At 59.4% G+C, this 19,247-nt stretch carries 11 protein-coding genes; 7 read left to right on the top strand and 4 right to left on the bottom strand.

Annotated elements, in window-relative coordinates; all coding sequences use genetic code 11:
- The first annotated feature begins 104 nt into the window (after window positions 1–104).
- From OS190_RS00840 to OS190_RS00810, 7 genes are all read left to right on the top strand, one after another.
- Window positions 105–392: a YggT family protein gene (locus OS190_RS00840; RefSeq protein ID WP_267156765.1), complete on the top strand. Its 288-nt coding sequence runs from the start codon at window positions 105–107 to the stop codon at window positions 390–392.
- 82 nt (window positions 393–474) lie between these two features.
- On the top strand, window positions 475–2,520 hold the full coding sequence (gene recQ / locus OS190_RS00835) for a DNA helicase RecQ (RefSeq protein ID WP_267156764.1): 2,046 nt from the start codon (window positions 475–477) through the stop codon (window positions 2,518–2,520).
- Between the two features lie 63 nt (window positions 2,521–2,583).
- Complete coding sequence (yaaA, locus tag OS190_RS00830; RefSeq protein WP_267156763.1) at window positions 2,584–3,363, top strand: peroxide stress protein YaaA; 780 nt, start codon at window positions 2,584–2,586, stop codon at window positions 3,361–3,363.
- 129 nt (window positions 3,364–3,492) lie between these two features.
- Window positions 3,493–8,928 (top strand): alpha-2-macroglobulin family protein, encoded by a 5,436-nt coding sequence (locus tag OS190_RS00825; RefSeq protein WP_267156762.1) that lies wholly within the window; start codon window positions 3,493–3,495, stop codon window positions 8,926–8,928.
- The gene (gene pbpC, locus OS190_RS00820) at window positions 8,925–10,949 is read left to right on the top strand and encodes a penicillin-binding protein 1C (RefSeq protein WP_267156761.1); all 2,025 of its coding nucleotides are present in this window, start codon (window positions 8,925–8,927) and stop codon (window positions 10,947–10,949) included. The genes OS190_RS00825 and pbpC overlap by 4 nt, the downstream gene beginning before the upstream one ends.
- A gap of 40 nt (window positions 10,950–10,989) precedes the next feature.
- Window positions 10,990–11,631, top strand: coding sequence for a DUF1007 family protein (locus OS190_RS00815; RefSeq protein WP_267156760.1), 642 nt, complete (start codon window positions 10,990–10,992; stop codon window positions 11,629–11,631).
- Window positions 11,616–12,509, top strand: a complete 894-nt coding sequence (locus OS190_RS00810; RefSeq protein ID WP_267156759.1) for a nickel/cobalt transporter — start codon at window positions 11,616–11,618, stop codon at window positions 12,507–12,509. The genes OS190_RS00815 and OS190_RS00810 overlap by 16 nt, the downstream gene beginning before the upstream one ends.
- Here the strand turns inward: OS190_RS00810 and OS190_RS00805 are convergent.
- Genes OS190_RS00805 through OS190_RS00790 form a run of 4 tightly spaced genes read right to left on the bottom strand, consistent with a single transcriptional unit; the run spans window position 12,506 to window position 19,201 of the window.
- Window positions 12,506–14,548, bottom strand: a complete 2,043-nt coding sequence (locus tag OS190_RS00805; RefSeq protein ID WP_267156758.1) for a hypothetical protein — start codon at window positions 14,546–14,548, stop codon at window positions 12,506–12,508. The two genes, OS190_RS00810 and OS190_RS00805, sit on opposite strands and share 4 nt — an antisense overlap.
- The gene (locus OS190_RS00800; protein WP_267156757.1) at window positions 14,545–17,316 is read right to left on the bottom strand and encodes a DUF4159 domain-containing protein; all 2,772 of its coding nucleotides are present in this window, start codon (window positions 17,314–17,316) and stop codon (window positions 14,545–14,547) included. The genes OS190_RS00805 and OS190_RS00800 overlap by 4 nt, the downstream gene beginning before the upstream one ends.
- Complete coding sequence (locus OS190_RS00795; protein ID WP_267156756.1) at window positions 17,313–18,197, bottom strand: DUF58 domain-containing protein; 885 nt, start codon at window positions 18,195–18,197, stop codon at window positions 17,313–17,315. Before OS190_RS00795 ends, OS190_RS00800 begins: the two co-directional genes overlap by 4 nt.
- A complete protein-coding gene (locus tag OS190_RS00790; RefSeq protein WP_267156755.1) occupies window positions 18,194–19,201 on the bottom strand; it encodes an AAA family ATPase in 1,008 nt (335 codons plus the stop codon). The genes OS190_RS00795 and OS190_RS00790 overlap by 4 nt, the downstream gene beginning before the upstream one ends.
- Window positions 19,202–19,247: the final 46 nt, after the last annotated feature.

The raw sequence follows: 19,247 nt of genomic DNA, 5'->3' as shown, positions 1-19,247 counted from the left end.
AGTGACCCAATGGGGCGCTACGTCAACCGTGAACCTTGCGGCACCCTTGCGAAATGCGCACGGCGCGCTTAATTGGGCCTCAATAGTTCATAAAAGGGCGCGACATGACCTCGATTTTTGAAATTCTGATGCTGTTGCTGAACATTGTTTACTTCATCGTGATTGCGCATGTCATCATGTCATGGCTGATCAATTTTCAGGTTTTGAACCTTCGTCAGCCGCTTGTGGCGCAAATCTGGGACGGCCTGAACCGATTGCTGGAGCCGGTCTACAGCCGCGTGCGCCGGGTTGTGCCCAATATGGGCGGGCTTGATCTCGCACCATTGGTCGTGTTGATCGGTGTCGCCGTGGCGCGAATTGTTTTGGTGAACAACGCTGCGGCCTTCTACTGATCATCCTGCCTTTGGCCTTGTTCATCGTTTGTTAGTGTGGGATTCTGCATGAAAAGAGCAGATAATCTTACACGAGGGCAAAATGACAGGCGCTGCCACGCTTCTCCGTGACGTATTCGGATTTGACGGATTCCGCCCCGGTCAGCAAGAGATTGTTGAGGCGGTAACCGTCGGCGAAAACGTTTTGGCTATAATGCCCACTGGCGGCGGCAAATCCTTGTGTTTTCAATTGCCTGCGCTAATGCGCGATGGCGTCACCGTGGTGATTTCGCCGCTGATTGCTCTGATGCGGGATCAAGTGCGCAGCTTGCAGGAAGCAGGCGTAGGTGCCGGTGCTCTGACCTCCGGCAATACCGAAGAAGAAACCGACGCGGTTTGGCAAGGATTGGAAGACGGCACGCTGCGCCTGCTTTACATGGCGCCCGAGCGTCTGGCCGCAGGATCGGTCGCGGCGATGCTGAAACGCATTGGCGTAGGCCTGATCGCGGTGGACGAGGCCCATTGCGTCAGCCAGTGGGGCCACGATTTTCGTCCGGACTATCTGCGTATCGGTGAATTGCGTCGCAATCTTGATGTTCCGCTTGCGGCTTTTACCGCGACGGCCGATGCCGAAACCCGTGCCGAGATTGTGCAAAAGCTGTTTGATGGATCAGATCCCACTGTCTTTCTTGGAGGGTTTGACCGTCCTAACATTCATCTGGCCTTCAGCGCAAAGAACAAGCCGCGCGAGCAGATCCTGAATTTCGCCGCCGCTCGCAAGGGGCAATCGGGCATCGTCTATTGCGGCACACGCGCCAAGACCGAAGGCATTGCACGGGCGCTGCGCGAGGTGGGACAGAAGGCAATCCACTATCATGGCGGTATGGAGGCCGAAGACCGCCGCATCGCGGAACGCCAGTTTCAGCAAGAGGACGGATTGATCGTTTGTGCCACGGTTGCCTTTGGGATGGGTGTCGACAAACCCGATATCCGATGGGTCGCCCATGCCGACCTGCCCAAGAGTATTGAGGCCTATTATCAGGAAATCGGGCGCGCTGGCCGTGACGGTGCACCGGCTGAAACGCTTACTTTGTTCGGCCCCGATGACATCCGGCTGAGGCGCAGTCAGATTGACGAAGGTTTGGCCCCACCTGAACGCCGCGCCGCCGATCACGCCAGACTGAATGCCTTGCTTGGGCTGGCCGAGGCGCTGGAATGTCGACGCAAGACCTTGCTGGGTTACTTTGACGAAAGCGGTATCGCCTGTGGGCGTTGCGATCTCTGCGATACCCCTGCGGATGTGTTCGACGGCACCACTGCCGTGCGCAAGGCGCTTTCCGCAATCCTGCGAACCGAGGAATGGTTTGGCGCCGGTCATTTGATCGACATCTTGCTGGGTATCGAGACGGACAAGGTGAAACAGAGAGGGCATGCCAGCCTGCCTACTTTCGGAGTGGGCGGAGAATATGACCGTCGGCAGTGGCAGGCGATTTTTCGTCAGATGATGGGGCATGATCTGATCCGGCCGGATCCTGAACGTCACGGTGCATTGCGCATGACCGATGCCGCTCTCCCGATATTGCGCGACGAGGCCCGCATCAACCTGCGCCGTGATAGCATCAGGACCGCGGGCGCGACACGCCGTCCAGCCGTCAAGCAGATGGTGTCCGAGGAAGATGCGCCCTTGCTTTCGGCGCTCAAGGCCAAGCGGCGCGGGTTGGCCGAGGCGGCCAAGGTGCCTGCTTATATCATCTTTACCGACCGGACATTGATCGAAATGGCCGAAAAAAGGCCCCGCACCCTGGACGGGATGGCGGGGATCAGTGGCGTGGGGGCCAAGAAACTTGAAACCTACGGCAAGGCATTCCTTGAAGTGATCAACGGTGAGGCCGCCAGCATGCACCCGACGCGGCGCAAGCTCGCGGGTCGTGCAGCGGGTAATGTCTACGATCAGCTGTTGCAGATCCAGGCCGACCTGACGCGGGGCGAAGCGGGCACCGAGAAACCCCTAAGCTGTTCGGCGTCATTATTGGCCAAGGTAGCACAACTGCGCCATGCGGACGAAAGCACCCTGGAAAATCTGCTGGGCGACAGGCGCGCTGCACGGTTTGGGACGGCGTTCCTGAACGTGCTGCGCGCTGTGGGTTGAAACGCTCTTGTGATCCCGGAACATGACGTTATCAGATGAATTAAATCAAATTGGGGGACAAAGATGCTGGTTGTGATTTCGCCTGCCAAGAAACTGGATTGGGGCGCAAGTGATGCAACGGTCACCGAGCCGGATTTCCTGACGGATGCCATGCGTCTGGCCACAACCGCACGCAATCTGTCCCTGACAAAACTGAAGGCACTGATGCACCTCAGCGATGATCTGGCGCGGCTCAATCGCGACAGGTTCCGGTCGTTCGAGGCAGAGCCAACCGCAGAATCGACGCGGCCTGCCGCGCTGGCTTTTGCGGGTGATACCTATCAAGGGCTGGAGGCAGGCAGTCTCGACGCGGATGAAATGGCTTGGGCACAGGATCATCTGCGCATTTTGTCCGGTCTTTACGGGGTATTGCGTCCGCTGGACGCGATTCAGCCATATCGTCTGGAAATGGGCAGCAAGCTGAAGACGCGACGTGGCGCAACGCTCTACGATTATTGGGGTGATCAATTGTCCAAGGCGTTGAATGCCCAGGCAGAACAGATTGGCAGCGAGGTCTTGATCAACTGTGCGAGCCAGGAATACTTTGGTGCGGTTGCCCCCAAAGCACTGAAACTCAGGGTCGTGACACCACAGTTTCTGGAAGACAAGCGTGACGGCAAAGGCCCCAAGATGGTGAGCTTTTTCGCCAAGAAAGCACGCGGCGCGATGGCCCGTTTCATCATCCAGAACCGGTTGACATCTGTCGAAGGCATCAATGATTTTGATACCGGAGGCTATGCCTATCAGGCGGATGTCTCGACACCGGACAAGCCGGTTTTTATGCGCGATTATCCGGCGACCTGATCTGAGGGCGGCAATGCCGTCGGGCCGTCTTTGCCTGCCGACTTGTTTGAATTTGTAAACCATGCGCAAGGCTTGCCCGATTGCAGCACGCATGTCAGGCTGATGCCAACGGGATTAGGGAGTCGTGCGATGCGTGCATTTTTGGCTGCGGGATTGTCTTGGGCGCTTCTGACATTTTCTTCGGGTGCGGTGGTTGCCCAGAATGCAGTGCCGGATCATCGTTATCTTTATACCCGCGACATGGATTTCTATGGTGCCGATCTGACCAAGCTTTTCGACACCAGCCAAGCGGCTTGTGCCCGTGCATGTTCGGCTCAGGATACCTGCGTGGCCTTCACCTACAACACGCGCAACAATGCCTGTTTTCCCAAATCCGGCGTGACGGAGCAGCAGCCTTATACCGGCGCGCTCTCGGCTCGAAAAATCGCAACCGATCGACAAGTTGTCGCAGCACAGGGCAAACGCCAGAAAGATCTAGGCTTTCTTACCGAGGAAGATTTCGATGCGACCCGCGCTTTTGTCGCGATCAACGCTCAGCGGTATGATCTGGATGGTGCCCCGCTGGAAGATTTGGCGGCAGCGATGACCACGGCGGAACAATCAAATGAAACGCGGCGGGCGCTGGGGCTGGCGGGTAGGGCCGTGGCACTGTCTGATCGGGCTGATGTCTGGACGTCCTATGCGCGGCTGGCCTTGATCAATGCCCAGAGCGGAAAGAATGACAATCGCGAAATGCACCGCCGCGAAGCGCTTCTGGCGGCAATTAACGCCTATTTGCGGGCTGACCAATCCGGTGTCCAAGTTGAGGCATTGCGGGTGCTCGCCCGCGCTCTGGATGCCAATCGACGCGGTCGAGGTATGATTCCTGCCTTGCGGCTGGCGCTTGGCATAACGCCCCGGAACGATCTGGAACAGATGCTTGAGCAGGCCATCGGGAAATACGGGTTTCGGGTGACCGAACATCGCGTGGATAATGATGCGGCCGCCCCGCGTATCTGCGCAGAATTTTCCGAAAACCTGGTGCAGCTTGGTGTGGATTATGAACCCTTTGTGCGGATCGAGGGGCGGGGTCTTGTCGTTCAGGCAGAGGGGCAACAGATTTGTATTGATGGTGTTGAACATGGTGCGCGATATGGTTTGACCCTGCGCGCCGGGTTGCCCGCAGCGAGCGGCGAGGTGTTGCATAAAGACGTTTCATTGAACCTCTATGTGCGCGACCGTGGCCCCGCTGTTCGGTTTGCTGGCCGAGCATATGTGTTGCCGCGCAGTGCTGATGCTGCCTTGCCGGTTGAAACGGTGAATGTCTCCACGCTTGACTTGACCCTGCGCCGTGTCAGCGACCGCAATCTTGTAGGTGCGATCCGAGAAAGTTATTTCGGTCGCCCGCTCAGCGCCTATGAGGATGACCGTTTTGCAGACAGCCTTGCCCAGGAGGTTTGGACGGGTACAGCGGCGGTGCAAAACGAATTGAACGTCGACATGACCACACGTTTGCCCCTGGGCATGGCGCTGGGCGATCAACCCGCCGGGATCTATACGCTCAGTGCGGCTGTACCCGGGCAGGACCGCTATGAATCGCCCTCTGCAATGCAGTGGTTTGTGCTGTCGGATCTGGGGCTGTCTACCTGGTCAGGAACCGATGGCATGCAGCTAGCGGTGCGCGGTTTGGCGGATGCAACGGCCAAACAAGGCATCGAGGTCACCCTGGTAAGCCGCGCCAATGCCGTATTGGGGACGGCGTTTACCGATGCTGATGGATTTGCCCGTTTCCCGCCCGGCCTGATCCGTGGTACTGGAGCGGCACAGCCCGCTTTGTTGATGGCGCAGGAGGGAGAGGCCGACGTTGCGTTTCTGGCGCTCACCGACCCTGCATTTGATCTGTCGGATCGTGGCGTCGAAGGACATCCGCCGGCCCCTCCGATCGACACGTTCCTCACAACGGATCGCGGTGCCTACCGTGTAGGCGAGACAATTTTTGTCACGGCACTGACGCGGAATGGACAGGCGCAGGCTTTGGAAGGTCTGCCCGTGACCGCCGTCCTCAAACGTCCTGACGGCGTTGAATACAGCCGTCAGTTGAGCATGGATGCCAAGGCCGGTGGACATGTCTTTGCTTTGCCCCTGGGGGTGGATGTGCCACGCGGGGCTTGGCGGGTCGATATTTTCAGCGATCTCAAAGCGCCGGCGCTGGCGAGCCAGACCGTGCTGGTCGAGGATTTTCTGCCAGAACGGATAGATTTCGACATTGCCCTGCCGGAGGCACCGCTGCGCCTGACGCAAAGCCCGCCGATAACGGTGAATGTCCGGTATCTTTTCGGGGCACCAGGCGCAGATTTGAAGGTAGAAGGCGATGTGCGGCTGAGTGCAACGCGCCACATCGATGGATGGGAAGGGTATCAGTTCGGGCGGTATGACGCCGGTTTCCGTACACAAACGCGCAGCATTGATGATGCTGTAACAGATGCTGATGGCCTGGCCACCCTGGCGCTCAACCTGCCGGAACTTGATGAGGAGCCAGGCCAACCGCTGAAGGCACAGGTAATCCTGCGCGTTGCCGAAGGATCAGGCCGCCCGGTGGAGCGCCGGATCGAAAAGGCGGTGACAGCGGATGCAGCAATGATCGGGATCAAGCCATTGTTTGACGATGTGCTGGCCGAGGGCGCGGAAGCAGGATTCGACCTGATCGCGCTTGGCCCGGTAGGAGCCGGCGTACAGATGCCGGTCCGCTGGACGGTGAACAGGGTCGACACCCGTTATCAATGGTATCAACTTTACGGTAATTGGGAATGGGAACCGGTAACCCGCCGGGTGCGTGTGGCGACGGGCGAAGCGAACCTGAGTGGCACTCCGACAAGGGTGACATCCCCGACAGACTGGGGCGCATATGAGATTGTTGTTGAACGGATAGGCACGCCCTATGCGGTGTCTTCTGTTGATTTTGCATCAGGGTGGTATGGCGGTGATGGAGCCACAGACACGCCGGACCGTCTGGAGATGTCGCTGGATGCCGACAGCTATGAGACCGGTGATACCGCAACCCTGCGCCTTGTTGCGGAGGGCGCCGGTGTCGCGATGATCAATGTCTTGTCCAACCGCGTGATTGAACGGCGCGTGGTCCCGGTCACCGCGGGGGAAAATACACTGAACCTGACCGTGGGCAGTGATTGGGGCACGGGTGCCTATGTCACCGCATCTGTGCTGCGCGGTATGGATGTGGCAACGGGCACGAACCCGAGCCGCCATATGGGTCTGGTACATGCCGCCGTCGCACCTGCACAAAAGGAACTCAAGGTCAGCTTTGAAGCGCCAGCGCAGGTGGATGGCCAGGCAGGCACATTGCGGGTCGCCCTGCGCGTGGAAGGCGTGAAAGAAGGGCAGGAGGCCTATCTCACCCTTGCTGCAGTTGATGTGGGAATCCTGAACCTCACCGGATTTACCCCACCCGAAGTTACCGATCACTACTTTGGTCAACGTCGTCTGGGGGTCGAAATACGCGACATCTACGGCCGTTTGATCGACGGCTTGAACGGTGCCTTGGGAACCGTTCGTTCAGGTGGCGATGCTGGTGCCGCTGCGCAGGTTCAATCGCCACCGCCGACGGAAAAGTTGATGGCATTCTTTTCGGGGCCAGTCAGGGTTGGTGCGGATGGCCGCACCGAGATCGACATCATCAAACCTGCCTTTAACGGTACCATCAAGCTGATGGCGGTGGCCTGGTCGCAGGACGCAGTTGGCGACGCAAGTCGGGACATTGTTGCGAAAGATCCTGTAGTCGTCACCGCCTCGCTCCCGCGGTTCCTCGCCCCCGGTGATAGGAGCAGACTGTTGTTGGAACTGATCCATGGGGAAGGGCCGGCAGGTGACATTGCCCTGCAGGTTCATGCGGATGCAGGCATTGCGCTTGGCGATGTGCCGGCAGCGGTGACCATCTCGAAGGGTTCGACGACGCGGCTCAATATCCCGCTCACGGCGCGTGAAATCGGCGATAATCTGGTCACGGTTGTCCTGACGACCCCTGAGGGCACCGAACTGCGCAAGGGGCTGAATATGCCCGTACGTGACAATGATCCCGAAGTGGCCGTGACGCGCCAATTCTCGCTTGGACCGGACGAGAGTTTCACCTTTGACAGCAATGTTTTTGCAGGTCTTCGACTGGGGACGGGGCATGCGACACTCACGGCGGGTCCGCTGTCTCGTTTCGACGTACCGGGCTTGTTGCAACAGCTTGACCGATACCCTCATGGATGCACCGAACAGATCGCATCGGCAGCGATGCCGTTGCTTTACTTGGGATCGCTGGCCCAAGATGCAGGACTGGGTGAACCGGAGCAGATCAACGACAAGATCAGCCGGGCCATTGCCCGCATCATGACGCGACAATCCAGCAATGGTGCCTTTGGTTTGTGGCAGGCCCAGTCCGGTGAATTCTGGCTGGATGCCTATGTCACGGACTTTTTGTCACGTGCCCGTGCGCAGGGACAGGCCGTCCCTGACCTCGCCTTTTCGCTGGCGATGGACAATCTGCGCAACCGGATCAACTATGCCCCCGATTTTGACCACGGCGGAGAAGACATTGCCTATGCGCTATTGGTGCTGGCCCGTGAGGGAGCGGCAAGCATGGGGGATCTGCGCTATTACGCTGATACCAAAGCACAGGAATTTGCGACGCCGCTTGCCCTGGCGCAACTGGGGGCGGCGCTGGCCGCCTATGGGGACCCGTTGCGTGCCGACGCGTTGTTCCGACGTTCAGGAGCAATGCTGGTGGCCAAGGCAGAACAACGCGGGCTGCGCGCCGATTTTGGCACGCATCTGCGCGACGCCGCGGCGGTGCTGAAGCTCTCGGCGGAAGCAGGCAGCACCGCGATTGATCCGGCGAGCCTTGTTACCTTGATACATAGGGGTAATCACCGTTTGTCGACGCAGGAAGCCGCACAGGTTGTCCTGGCAGCGCATGCGCTTGGCACACAAAACGCAGTGGCGGGGCTGAGTGTTGACGGAATAGCGGCAGGCGGACCTGTTGTACAGCGGCTGGATGATCGCAGCGGCAGGCGTTCTGTCATTCAGAACACAAGTGCTGCATCTCTGGACGTGACAATGACCGCTTTTGGTGTGCCCGAAACTGCGCCTGCAGCGGATGGTTACGGCTATCAGATCACACGGCAGTTCTTTTCGACCGAGGGCGTGCCTGTCGCCGGTCCAGTTGAGTCGGGAACACGCATTGTCGCCGTGCTGACCGTGACCCCGTTCGAGGATGTTGGTGCACGATTGATCATAGATGATCCGCTACCCGCAGGGTTCGAGATCGACAATCCCAATCTGTTACGCAGTGGCGACACCGGGACACTCGATTGGCTGCAAACCACGGCAGCCGAAAATGCTGAATTCCGCAGTGACCGCTTTGTCGCCGCGGTGAATCACGCAGAGGCAGATCCGTTTCGGCTTGCCTATATGCTGCGGGCGGTGACGCCGGGCACATACCACCATCCTGCGGCCACAGTCGAAGACATGTACCGTCCTGAGTATCGCGCCAACACGGCAACAACCTCGATTACCGTCACGCCATGATCCGGCGGGTTGCTTTGATTGTTCTTGTTTTAGCGCTTTGGGGAGGGGCGGTCCTGCGCGACAGGCTGGATACCTGGGTTGATTCAGCCCGCCTGCCGCCGTTCCTGATCGAAACATCGGTTGAGATGCGCGACAGGACCGGTGCCCTGATGCGGGTATTTCCGGTTGAGGATGGGCGGGTACGTCTGGCGCTACGGCTTGATCAGGTGGATCCGGCATATCTGAAGATGCTGGTCGCCTACGAGGACAAGAGGTTTTTCAGGCACAAGGGAGTGGATGTTCTTGCATTGATGCGGGCGGCAGGACAGGCGTTGATGTCAGGCAGGGTTGTTTCGGGCGGGTCGACCTTAACAATGCAAACAGCGCGTCTGTTGGAAAATTCCGGTACCGGACGTTGGGCAGGCAAGCTTCGTCAGATCCGGCTGGCGCTTGCGCTGGAACGAAGGTTGAGCAAGGAAGAGATCCTGACGCTGTATCTGACCCATGCGCCCTATGGTGGGGCGCTTGAGGGATTGCGTGCGGGAAGCCTTGCCTGGTTTGGCAAGGAGCCCCGCCGTCTGACCATGGCCGAGGCAGCGCTGTTGGTTGCCTTGCCACAGGCACCGGAAAGCCGCAGACCGGACAGATATGCAAAGGCAGCGGAAACCGCCAGAGCCCTTGTCCTTGCCCGTGCTGATGCACCGGCGCAATCAAGGCTTGCCCCGGTTCCACGGCAGATGCGCCCCTTTGTGCGCCGCGCCCCGCATTTGGCGGATCAACTGCGGGCAAGCAATCCATTGGCGGGACGGCACGATGTGACCTTGGATGCCCGGTTGCAAGAACAGATGGAAGAACTGGCAGCCCGTGCGGTGCGTGGGCAGGTTGCGGGAGTTTCTGCTGCTGTCGTGGTCGCCGACCACCGCAGCGGAGAGGTCCTCGCCTCGGTGGGATCACCCGCTTATTCAGCCCGCGGCGGTGCCTTGGGTTTTGTTGACATGACACGCAGCCTGCGCTCTCCCGGATCGACACTCAAACCCTTTGTCTATGCAATGGCCTTTGATCAGGGTCTTGCCCAGCCTGATACCTTGATTGATGATTCCCCAACCGTTTTTGGCCGTTATGCGCCGCAAAATTTTGATGGTCAGTTTCGCGGTGAACTCACCGTGCGCGAGGCTCTGCAACTGTCGCTTAATATCCCGCCCGTCATGTTGATGCAGGAACTCGGCCCCGCGCGCCTCATGGGTCTGATGCGTCAGGGCGGGGCGGTACCGCAACTCACCGGCAAGCCGGGGTTGGCGGTGGTGTTGGGCGGTGTCGGGCTTACATTGAACGATCTGGTGCAGCTCTATGGCGGGTTGGCACAGGGCGGCGTGGTGCACCCGTTGATCTGGGAGCAGGGACAAACGCATCCCGTCCGACGCATTCTATCGCAAAAGGCCGCTTGGCAGGTCAGCCATATCCTCGCCAGCATCGCGCCGCCCGCTGGCGCCGCAACCACCCGTGACATTGCCTATAAAACCGGCACTTCCTATGGCCATCGTGATGCTTGGGCTGTGGGGTTTGATGGTGCCCATGTGATTGGAGTCTGGTTGGGACGACCCGATGGCACGCCGGTACCCGGTGCCTTTGGCGGTGCTCTCGCAGCCCCGCTGCTGTTCGAGGCCTTTGGAAGGATCGCGTCGCAGCCAACACCCTTGCCACCGCCACCTCCGGATACACTGCTGCTCAGCACCGCCGCCTTGCCGGTGCCCCTGCAGCGCTTTCGGTCGCGAGACGCGCTGTTTGCGAAACCTGCCAGCGCGCCAGAGGTCCGTTTCCCGCCCGATGGCGCGGTGCTGCGGCGGGATGACGAAACGCTGTCGCTCAAACTTGCCGCAGGCGTTCTCCCGCTTACGGTGCTTGTGGATGGCGTGCCTGTAGTGACCGGTCTGAACCGGCGTGAAACGCTGTTGTCCATGGGAGAGCCGGGTTTTTCCCGCATTTCGGTGATCGACGCCCGAGGGCAGTCTGCAAGCGTCCAGATCAGATTGCAATCAAGATGATCTTGTCGCTCTTGTTGCGATGGCCTATCTCAACAGAACAATGAAAAATCTGCTCGCCTTGATCCTTGCCCTTTGTGGTGCCGTCCCGGTGACTGCGCATCCGCATATCTTTGTCGATACGGGTCTGGATCTGCATTTTGATGATGACGGGCGGCTGACCGAAGTGCGCGTCACTTGGGCCTATGACGAATTTTATTCCTTGTTGATCACCGAAGACCGCGGCCTGGACCAAGATTTCGATGGCAAGATGACGCCTGAGGAACTGGCGGATTTGCAAGGGTTTGACATGCAATGGACCCCGGGTTTCAACGGCGATCTGGTGGTGATGCAGGACGGACAGAACCTGACGCTTTCTGCGCCGCTGGAGGCGACTGCGGTATATGAGGATTCCCGTATCACCACCACTCATGTGCGTCGGGTCGATCAGGCGCAGTCCGGGCGCGGAGTGATCGAGATCAAGCCCTACGACCCCACCTATTACACCGCCTACGACATTTCCCTGCCTGTGCGTCTGGAAGGAAACCCCGCCTGTAAAGAATCCATTGACGTGCCTGATGTCGCGGCGCGGCTTCAGGAACTGGGCGACCAATTGGCCGCCATGGAGGATATGTCGGATGATGATCTGCCGGATGTTGGCATCCTTCTGGCCAGCACGGTGACCGTGACATGCGATATTTCCTGAGCATCGTGGCGCTGCTGGTGATCGGCATCCTGGGCTGGTTCTGGCTCAGCGGTGGCTTTGACAGCCTGGCCGTCTGGGCGGCGTCCTGGCAAAGGGATTTTCAGAATGCGATTGCTGGCGGGTTGCGCCGGGTGCGGACGGGTGACATCGCGGCGGCAGTTACCGTGCTTGGTGCGTGTTTTGCTTATGGTGTTGCCCATGCGGCGGGTCCGGGGCATGGCAAGGTGTTGATCGGCGGGTATGGTTTTGCCCGTCGGGTGCCGATGCTGCGCCTGTCCCTGATTGCCTTGGCGGCGTCGTTGGGGCAGGCGGTTACCGCGGTGCTGTTGGTCTATGCCGGGGTGTTGGTTTTGAACCTAGGGCGTGAGGCGATGGTTGATCTGACCGAGGCGATCATTGCCCCCGTGAGCTATGCCGCCATCGCCTTGATCGGCCTGTGGTTGGCGTGGCGAGGTCTACGCAGGTTGTTGCAGCGCGCCCATGATCATGACCATCAAGGCGAGGGAAATCACTGTTCAAGCTGCGGACATGCCCATGGACCCTCCCTTGATCAGATCGAACAGGTCGGCAATCTGCGTGAGATTGCAGCCTTGATCGCGGGAATTGCGATGCGTCCCTGTACGGGCGCTTTGTTTGTGCTGATCATTACCTGGCAAATGGGAATCGGAGGATTGGGGATTGCAGGCGCCTTTGCGATGGCGTTTGGCACTGCGCTGGTGACCATTTTTGTAGGCCTTGTCGCAGGTGGTTTGCGCGGCGGTATGTTAGCCAGCTTCAGCGGATCACCGCAGCTTGCGCGGGTTGCTGCGGGGGTTGAACTGCTTGCCGGAACGGTTGTCATGTTTCTTGCGGGTGGATTGCTGTTGCGTGCGCTTTAGCGGCGGCCTTCGCGCAGCCAAGCCGCAGTGATCAAACCTGCCGATAACACCAATACCAACCATCCAGGCAAAAGCGCTGTCTGCCGAATATCGCGGGTTTCATAGGCACCCCGTGGGGTGATCCCCAACCATCCGCGCCCGGCAGCAGGGCGTCCCGCCCGCACATTGCGCAACCGGGGCAATCCGTCCTCAAGTCGCACAACGCCCCCGCGCAGGGCAGAAATCTGTGGTTCTAGCATTTCGTCGCTTGCAATCGTTTCGACAAATTCGCGCGGGGCGGCAGGGCCGAGGCCAATCACCGCCGTCTGATCCCCGTTGTCCAAGCGGTAAAGCCCCATTTCGGGTCCGTCGAACACACCTTCAAAAACGCCTGTGGCACCTTCGGTCAACGGCAGATCAAATGTCTTGCCATCGGGTGCTGTGATCGTCACGGGTGGTGTGGTCATGGCCAAGGTCCTGCGGGTCACGCGCATGGTTTGGCCCTCTGCGGTCGCGGTCAGCGCTTCTTCTTCCAGTTCGGGTTCTTTCATCATCCAATGTGCCAGTCGGCGCAACAGTTCCAACTGCGGCCCTCCGCCCTCAAAACCGCGACTCCATAACCATGCGTGGTCCGAGGCCAAAAGCGCGACACGCCCCTCCTCAACGCGGTTGAGCACCAACAAAGGCCGTCCATCGATCCCTTCCATCACGACATTGCCTTGCGGTTGCGCCACGTCGACCTGTCGCAGCCAGCGGCCCCAGTCGCCGTTGCCGGGCATATCGGTGGTGACGGGATGGCGCTGTCCAAGTTCGGTAATTGTAGGCCTGTAGGGTTGTTCCAGCACACGCGCCGTTGGCATGGCAGGCAGGACGCTGCCAAGTGGCGAACGGTAGATACTGTCAGCAGTTGCAAAGTCAGGTCCGGCAGCAACAAGAACGGCACCGCCGTTACGAACATATTGCGCGACATTGTCCAGATAGAGGGCAGGCAGGATTCCGCGTCGTTTGTATCGGTCAAAAATGATCAGATCGAAGTCCTCGATCTTTTCCATGAACAATTCGCGGGTGGGAAATGCGATGAGCGACAATTCGTTTACCGGCACGCCGTCCTGTTTTTCCGGCGGTCGCAGAATGGTGAAATGCACCAGATCAACGGAACTGTCCGATTTCAGAAGGTTGCGCCAGGTGCGCCCGCCAGGATGCGGTTCGCCACTTACCAGCAAGACCCGCAACCTGTCGCGAACGCCGTTCATTTGGATCAGGGCGGCGTTGTTACGGTCGGTCAGTTCACCGGCGGCTTCGGGCAGGGAGAAGCGGATCACATTGCGCCCTCCATGGGGCAGGGTAATCGGTAGCTCAAGGTCCTGACCAATCGGAACACGAAAGGTCTGCGGCGGTTCACCGTCAATGGAAATGTCCAGAGGCGCAAGGGTTTCACCCGCAGGCGCGGCCCCCAGATCATCGATCCGCAGGGTCAGCGTCACCGCTTCGCCGATAATCGCAAAGGCAGGCGCATTGCGAACGGTCAATCGTCGATCCCAGTCTTCGGTTTCCCCTGTCATCAACAAATGCAGCGGCGCGGGAAGATCAATGGGCAGATCAGCGTCATGCACACGTCCGTCACTAATCGCAAGGATCCCTGCGATACGTGCGCGCGGTTCTTCGGCCAATGCATCCGAAATCGCGGCCATGACCTGTGTGCCAGCGTCGCCTGCTCCGTCGGGCACCGTGACACGGCGGACTTCTGTATTTGGTCGGGCTGCGATTTGCGCGGCCAGCGTCGATGCGGCACCTGCAGTTTGATCCGGCCGTGCGCCCAGCCGCTGGCTGGCGCTCTCATCTTCGACCAGAAGAACGATGTCGCTTAGCGGCGCTCGGTCTTCTTGTTGATAGGAGGGGTTCGCCAGAGCCCCCAGAACGACAGCGGCGGCCAGACCTCGCAAAGGCCAGCCGTTCAGCGCCCGCAAGATCGCCAGAATCAACCCCATCAAGGCGATGATCGTCACCACGATCAGCAGGGGCACCGGGATCAGTGGATCAAATATGATTGTTGCGGTCATTGGCCCAACCGATCCAGCAGCGCAGGGACATGGACCTGATCCGACTTATAATTCCCTGTCAGCACATGCATGATCAGGTTCACTCCAAACCGGTTGGCCAGTTCGCGCTGGCGTTCACCGGCATAGCCGCGTCCAATAGGGAGCAAGGGTGCGCCGTTGTCGCGCACGGCCCAGGCTGCGGCCCAATCGTTTCCGCCGATCACTACCGGCGTGACACCATCATTGAGGTTGCGAAAGGGCATGCCTTCGATCCGTTCGGCGTTTGGCGGCGCGGCCTCAACCCAAATGTCACGGCTGTTGTGACGGCCGGGAAAGTCCTGCAGCAAATAGAATGTACGTGTCAGGACGTGATCGCCGGGTAACGGTTCCAACGGTGGAATGTCGAGCGACGCTGCAAGTTCCTGCAATTTGCGGCCATTTGGGCTTGAGGCCCCAAATTTGGCAATATCCGCGTCACGCGTGTCAAACAGGATCAACCCGCCCGACCGCAAATAATCGTTCAGTTTGACATAGGCCTCTGCCGAGGGGCGGGGTTGATCGGGTGTGACAGGCCAATAAAGGATCGGAAAGAACGCAAGTTCGTCGGTTTCCAGATCAACGGAAGTCGATGGCGCGGGTTCAATAGAGGTTCGGAAGAACAGCGTGTCTGATAGACCCCGAAGACCGGCGGCTGCAATTTCATCCACACGTGAATTTCCGGTAATGACATTTGCAAGCGACACTTCGGCGGTGGCTGCCAGCGCAAATCTGTCCGCATCGCTTTGTGCCTCGCCGGGGGTCGTCAGTCCCAAAAATGGCAGGGCGAACAGGATTGCGGCAGCGGAATTGCTACGGTTCAGCAGGCGCCCCGACAAAGCGAGAGAAGCCACCACATCCGCAAGCAACAGCAGGATTGACAGGCTGAGCAACCATCCGGCAACCGGTTGTTCCGGGGCGATAGCCAGACCGCGCACTGGTACGTCACGCGGCCAGGTCGCAAGGGAAAGGGTGCTTTTGGTCGTAAAGACATTTCGTGCCAACCGCCTGTCCCCGTTGCTGTAGATGCCTGGACGCAGGGCAGGGCCAGCGGCATCGGACACCAGTTTTTCACCATCTACGCCGGGCAGACTCCCAGCATCTGACAATACACCATAGCCATCCATCACCCGTTGTGGCGTCCAGGTGGTGCCCGCCAGATCACCCGGTTCCGGCGATGCCGCAGCAGAGGACACGGCAAGCCGTTCCAACATGCTGACAAACAGGCCCGACAGGGGCAGGGTAGACCATTCCGCTGTTGCAGTCACATGAAACAAAACGATCTGGCCCTGGCCGACAATCTTGCGCGTCACAAGTGGTGTGCCATCGCTCAGGGACGCAATGACGCGATCTGCCAGTGTCGGGTCGGGCTGTGCCACCACCTGGGCCGAAACAACGACGTCATCGGGGACAGTCAGACCAAAGAACGGCGAAGTGTTTTTGAATGAATCAAGCGATTTCGGTTCGCCCCAGGACATTGCACCGCCCACGCTGCGCCCGCCAGCGCGCAGGCGCACGGGCATCAGCGGATCTTCGTCAAAGCGGCTGATGTCGCTGGCGGCAACGCGTGGCCCCGCAAAGCGCACCAGCATGCCACCTTCTGTGATCCATTCACTGAGCGGTTCCGCCTCTGCATCCGAGAGGGTGGCCACATCTGCAAGGACAATCACGTTGGGATTGGCCGGAAGCACATCAGTTATCGACCCCTTGATCAGGTCCGCTGTCGGGGCCAGCGCCTGTTCGATATAGTGCAATGGAGTCAGAAGCTGCAAACCTTCCTGATCACTGTCGCTGCTGATCAAGGCGACCTCGCGGCGGCGCAATCCATCATCTACAAGCGTGGTCGCGCCGGCAGACCGTTGCCCCGCGATGGTAAAGCCTGTGATACGGGCGCGTAACTCTGATGGAAGGGAAAGCTGTGTTTCGGCTTCGGTGCTGCCCGCCTCGAAAACTGTGGTAGCCGTTGCCAGTATACGTGCATTACCTGCCGGGTCGCGTCCTTCGGCCTGCACCACGACCTCGCGTTCAAATGCGGGTGCAGCGCGCGAAAGTTTCAGTTGAACAAGGCTGTCTTCGTAAGTCGCGGGTGCAATGGCCAGAACATTCGCAGCGGTTTGATAGACTTCGACGGATCCACGAGCCTGCATTGTATCCAATAGCGCATCGCGGCCAGAATAGTCCAAGGCATCGCTGAACCAAAGAGTGTCAAAGGCATCAAGACCCGCCATGATTTCGACCGCTTTGGCGACATTCGCTTCTGAGGGTTGCCAAGGGGCGGGTGTGAACCCGGCAAGTCGTGTTCGCCAGACATCCGCGCTCTGGAATGATGGTGTGTCGGGGCGACTGAGCGACAGGAAACCGACCGGACGCCCGGCACGGCCTGCTCGGGTCAATTGTGCCTCGATCGCGGCGATTTGCTGTGGCCAGCGTGTTGCACCGGCCCATGTGCCATCCAGCGCTATCAAAAGCGGACCCTCTCCCGCTGTCTGATCTGTCTCTGGATTGATGACCGGACCGGCCAACCCCAGAATGACTGCTGCCACTGCCAGCATGCGCAGCAACAATAGCCACCAGGGTGTGCGATCCGATACCGTGTCGTCATCGTTCAGGCCCAACAGCAACGCGACGCCGGGGAATCGCCGCCGCACCGGTGCAGGGGGCACTGCCCGCAAGATCAGCCAGAGGATCGGTAGGACCAATAATGCCAGCAACAGCCAGGGCGCTGTGAATCCGATGCCACCCAGAACCGTCATGCTGCAACTCCTGCACGTGCATCAAGAGCAGCGTAAAGCCACAACAACGCGGATTGAGGCGATGCGTCTGTGTGGTGCAATCCGTATTGCCACCCTGTCAGCGTGCAGAGCCGTTGCAACTCGGCCTTGCGCGCCGCAAGCCGCTCCAGATAGCGCCCTTTGAGATCATTTGCCTTGAGGGTTTCATGGCTGAGCGTGCCGCCGATGCTTTCAAATATGGTACGTCCAGTGAAGGGGAAGGCTTCCTCGGTAGGATCAAGCAGATGATAAATGATACCGCGCACCCCCCGGTCCGCAGCCTTGGTCAGGGCGGTTGTCACGCCTTCCATATCCCCCATGAAATCTGATACGAATACTGCCCGCGCGTGCGGAATCATGGCGCGATGTTCCGGCGGGCTGTAGTCGGTTTCATCATCCTGGCAGAACATTTCGGCCAGCCGCAGCACCTGCGCATTGCCGCTGCGCGCAGGCAGGGCGGTGCCGGTCAAACCGACACGTTCACCGCCACGCAACAACATGATGGCAAGCGCCAGCGCCAGTAGCCTTGCGCGATCTGCCTTCTGTGGCAGGCTCTTGTCAGAAGTAAATCGCATTGATGCCCCCTGATCGACCCAGAGCATCACCGATTGTGCGATTTGCCATTCGCGTTCGCGTACAAATTCCTGATCACCCATTGCTGACCGGCGATGGTCGATCATCCGGCGGCTGTCGCCTTGTTGAGAGGGGCGATATTGCCAGAAATCATCGCCGACACCTGCGCGGCGCCGACCGTGGGCACCCCACAGAACGGCTCCGGCCAATTGTTCCGCACGGGCCAGAAGGACAGGCAAACGGGTGGCCTGATCCTCGGCCGCGGCACGAAGGGTGATGGGTGTAGTCACGCGGCGGCTTTCGTTCCGGTCAGACGAGCGGCTGTTTCGTCAATCAGCCCTTGCAGGCTATCACCACGCGCCCGTGCGGCAAAGTTCAATGCCATCCGGTGCGACAGCACCGGCCGGGCCATATCCAGCACATCCTCGGCTGAGGGGGCGAGCCGTCCCTGCAACAGGGCACGAGCGCGCACCGCCAGCATCAGGGCCTGTGCCGCCCGCGGGCCGGGCCCCCAGGCAACGGTTTCACGAACACGCTGGCTTGCCCCTTCTTCTTCGGGACGGAAGGCACGGACCAGATCCAGAATCATTTCGACCACCGACTCCCCTACGGGCATGCGCCGCAACAAACGCTGCGCATCCAGCAATTCCTGGCTTGTAAACACCTGGGTTGCCTGGGCATCGGAGTCGCCGGTTGTCGCCAGCAGAATATCACGTTCGGTGTCGCGATCAGGATAGGCGACATCAATTTGTACAAGAAACCGGTCTAACTGTGCTTCGGGCAGCGGATAGGTGCCTTCCTGTTCGATGGGGTTTTGGGTCGCCAAAACGTGAAAAGGGATGCCAAGTGTCCGATCCTGGCCCGCGACGGTAACGGTCTGTTCCTGCATGGCCTGCAACAGCGCAGACTGTGTTCGGGGTGAGGCACGGTTGATCTCGTCCGCCATCAACAACTGACAAAACACAGGCCCTTCGACAAAGCGGAACACGCGCGTGCCATCCTGGGCTGTGTCCAGCACCTCTGATCCCAGAATATCGGCAGGCATCAGGTCAGGAGTAAATTGAACGCGGTTGCCATCCAGACCCATGACGGTGCTCAGGGTTTCAACGAGGCGGGTCTTGCCCAGTCCGGGAAGTCCTATCAGCAGACCATGCCCCCCACACAACAAAGCGGTCAGCGTCAGATCCACAACCCGCTCCTGTCCGATGAAGCGGTTTGTGATAGATTGCTTGGCTTGGGCAAGTTTTTCGCCCAGATTTTCGATCCGTGCCACCATGTCGTCGGCTTGGGTCATGACAATTGCTTCCTCGCGATTATATGTCGTTAGTGTAAACCTATCT

The organism is Sulfitobacter sp. F26204, from assembly GCF_026410305.1.
Lineage (GTDB): Bacteria > Pseudomonadota > Alphaproteobacteria > Rhodobacterales > Rhodobacteraceae > Sulfitobacter.
The sequence above is the reverse complement of the archived record's forward strand: the minus strand, read 5'-3'. Positions and strand labels throughout refer to the sequence as shown.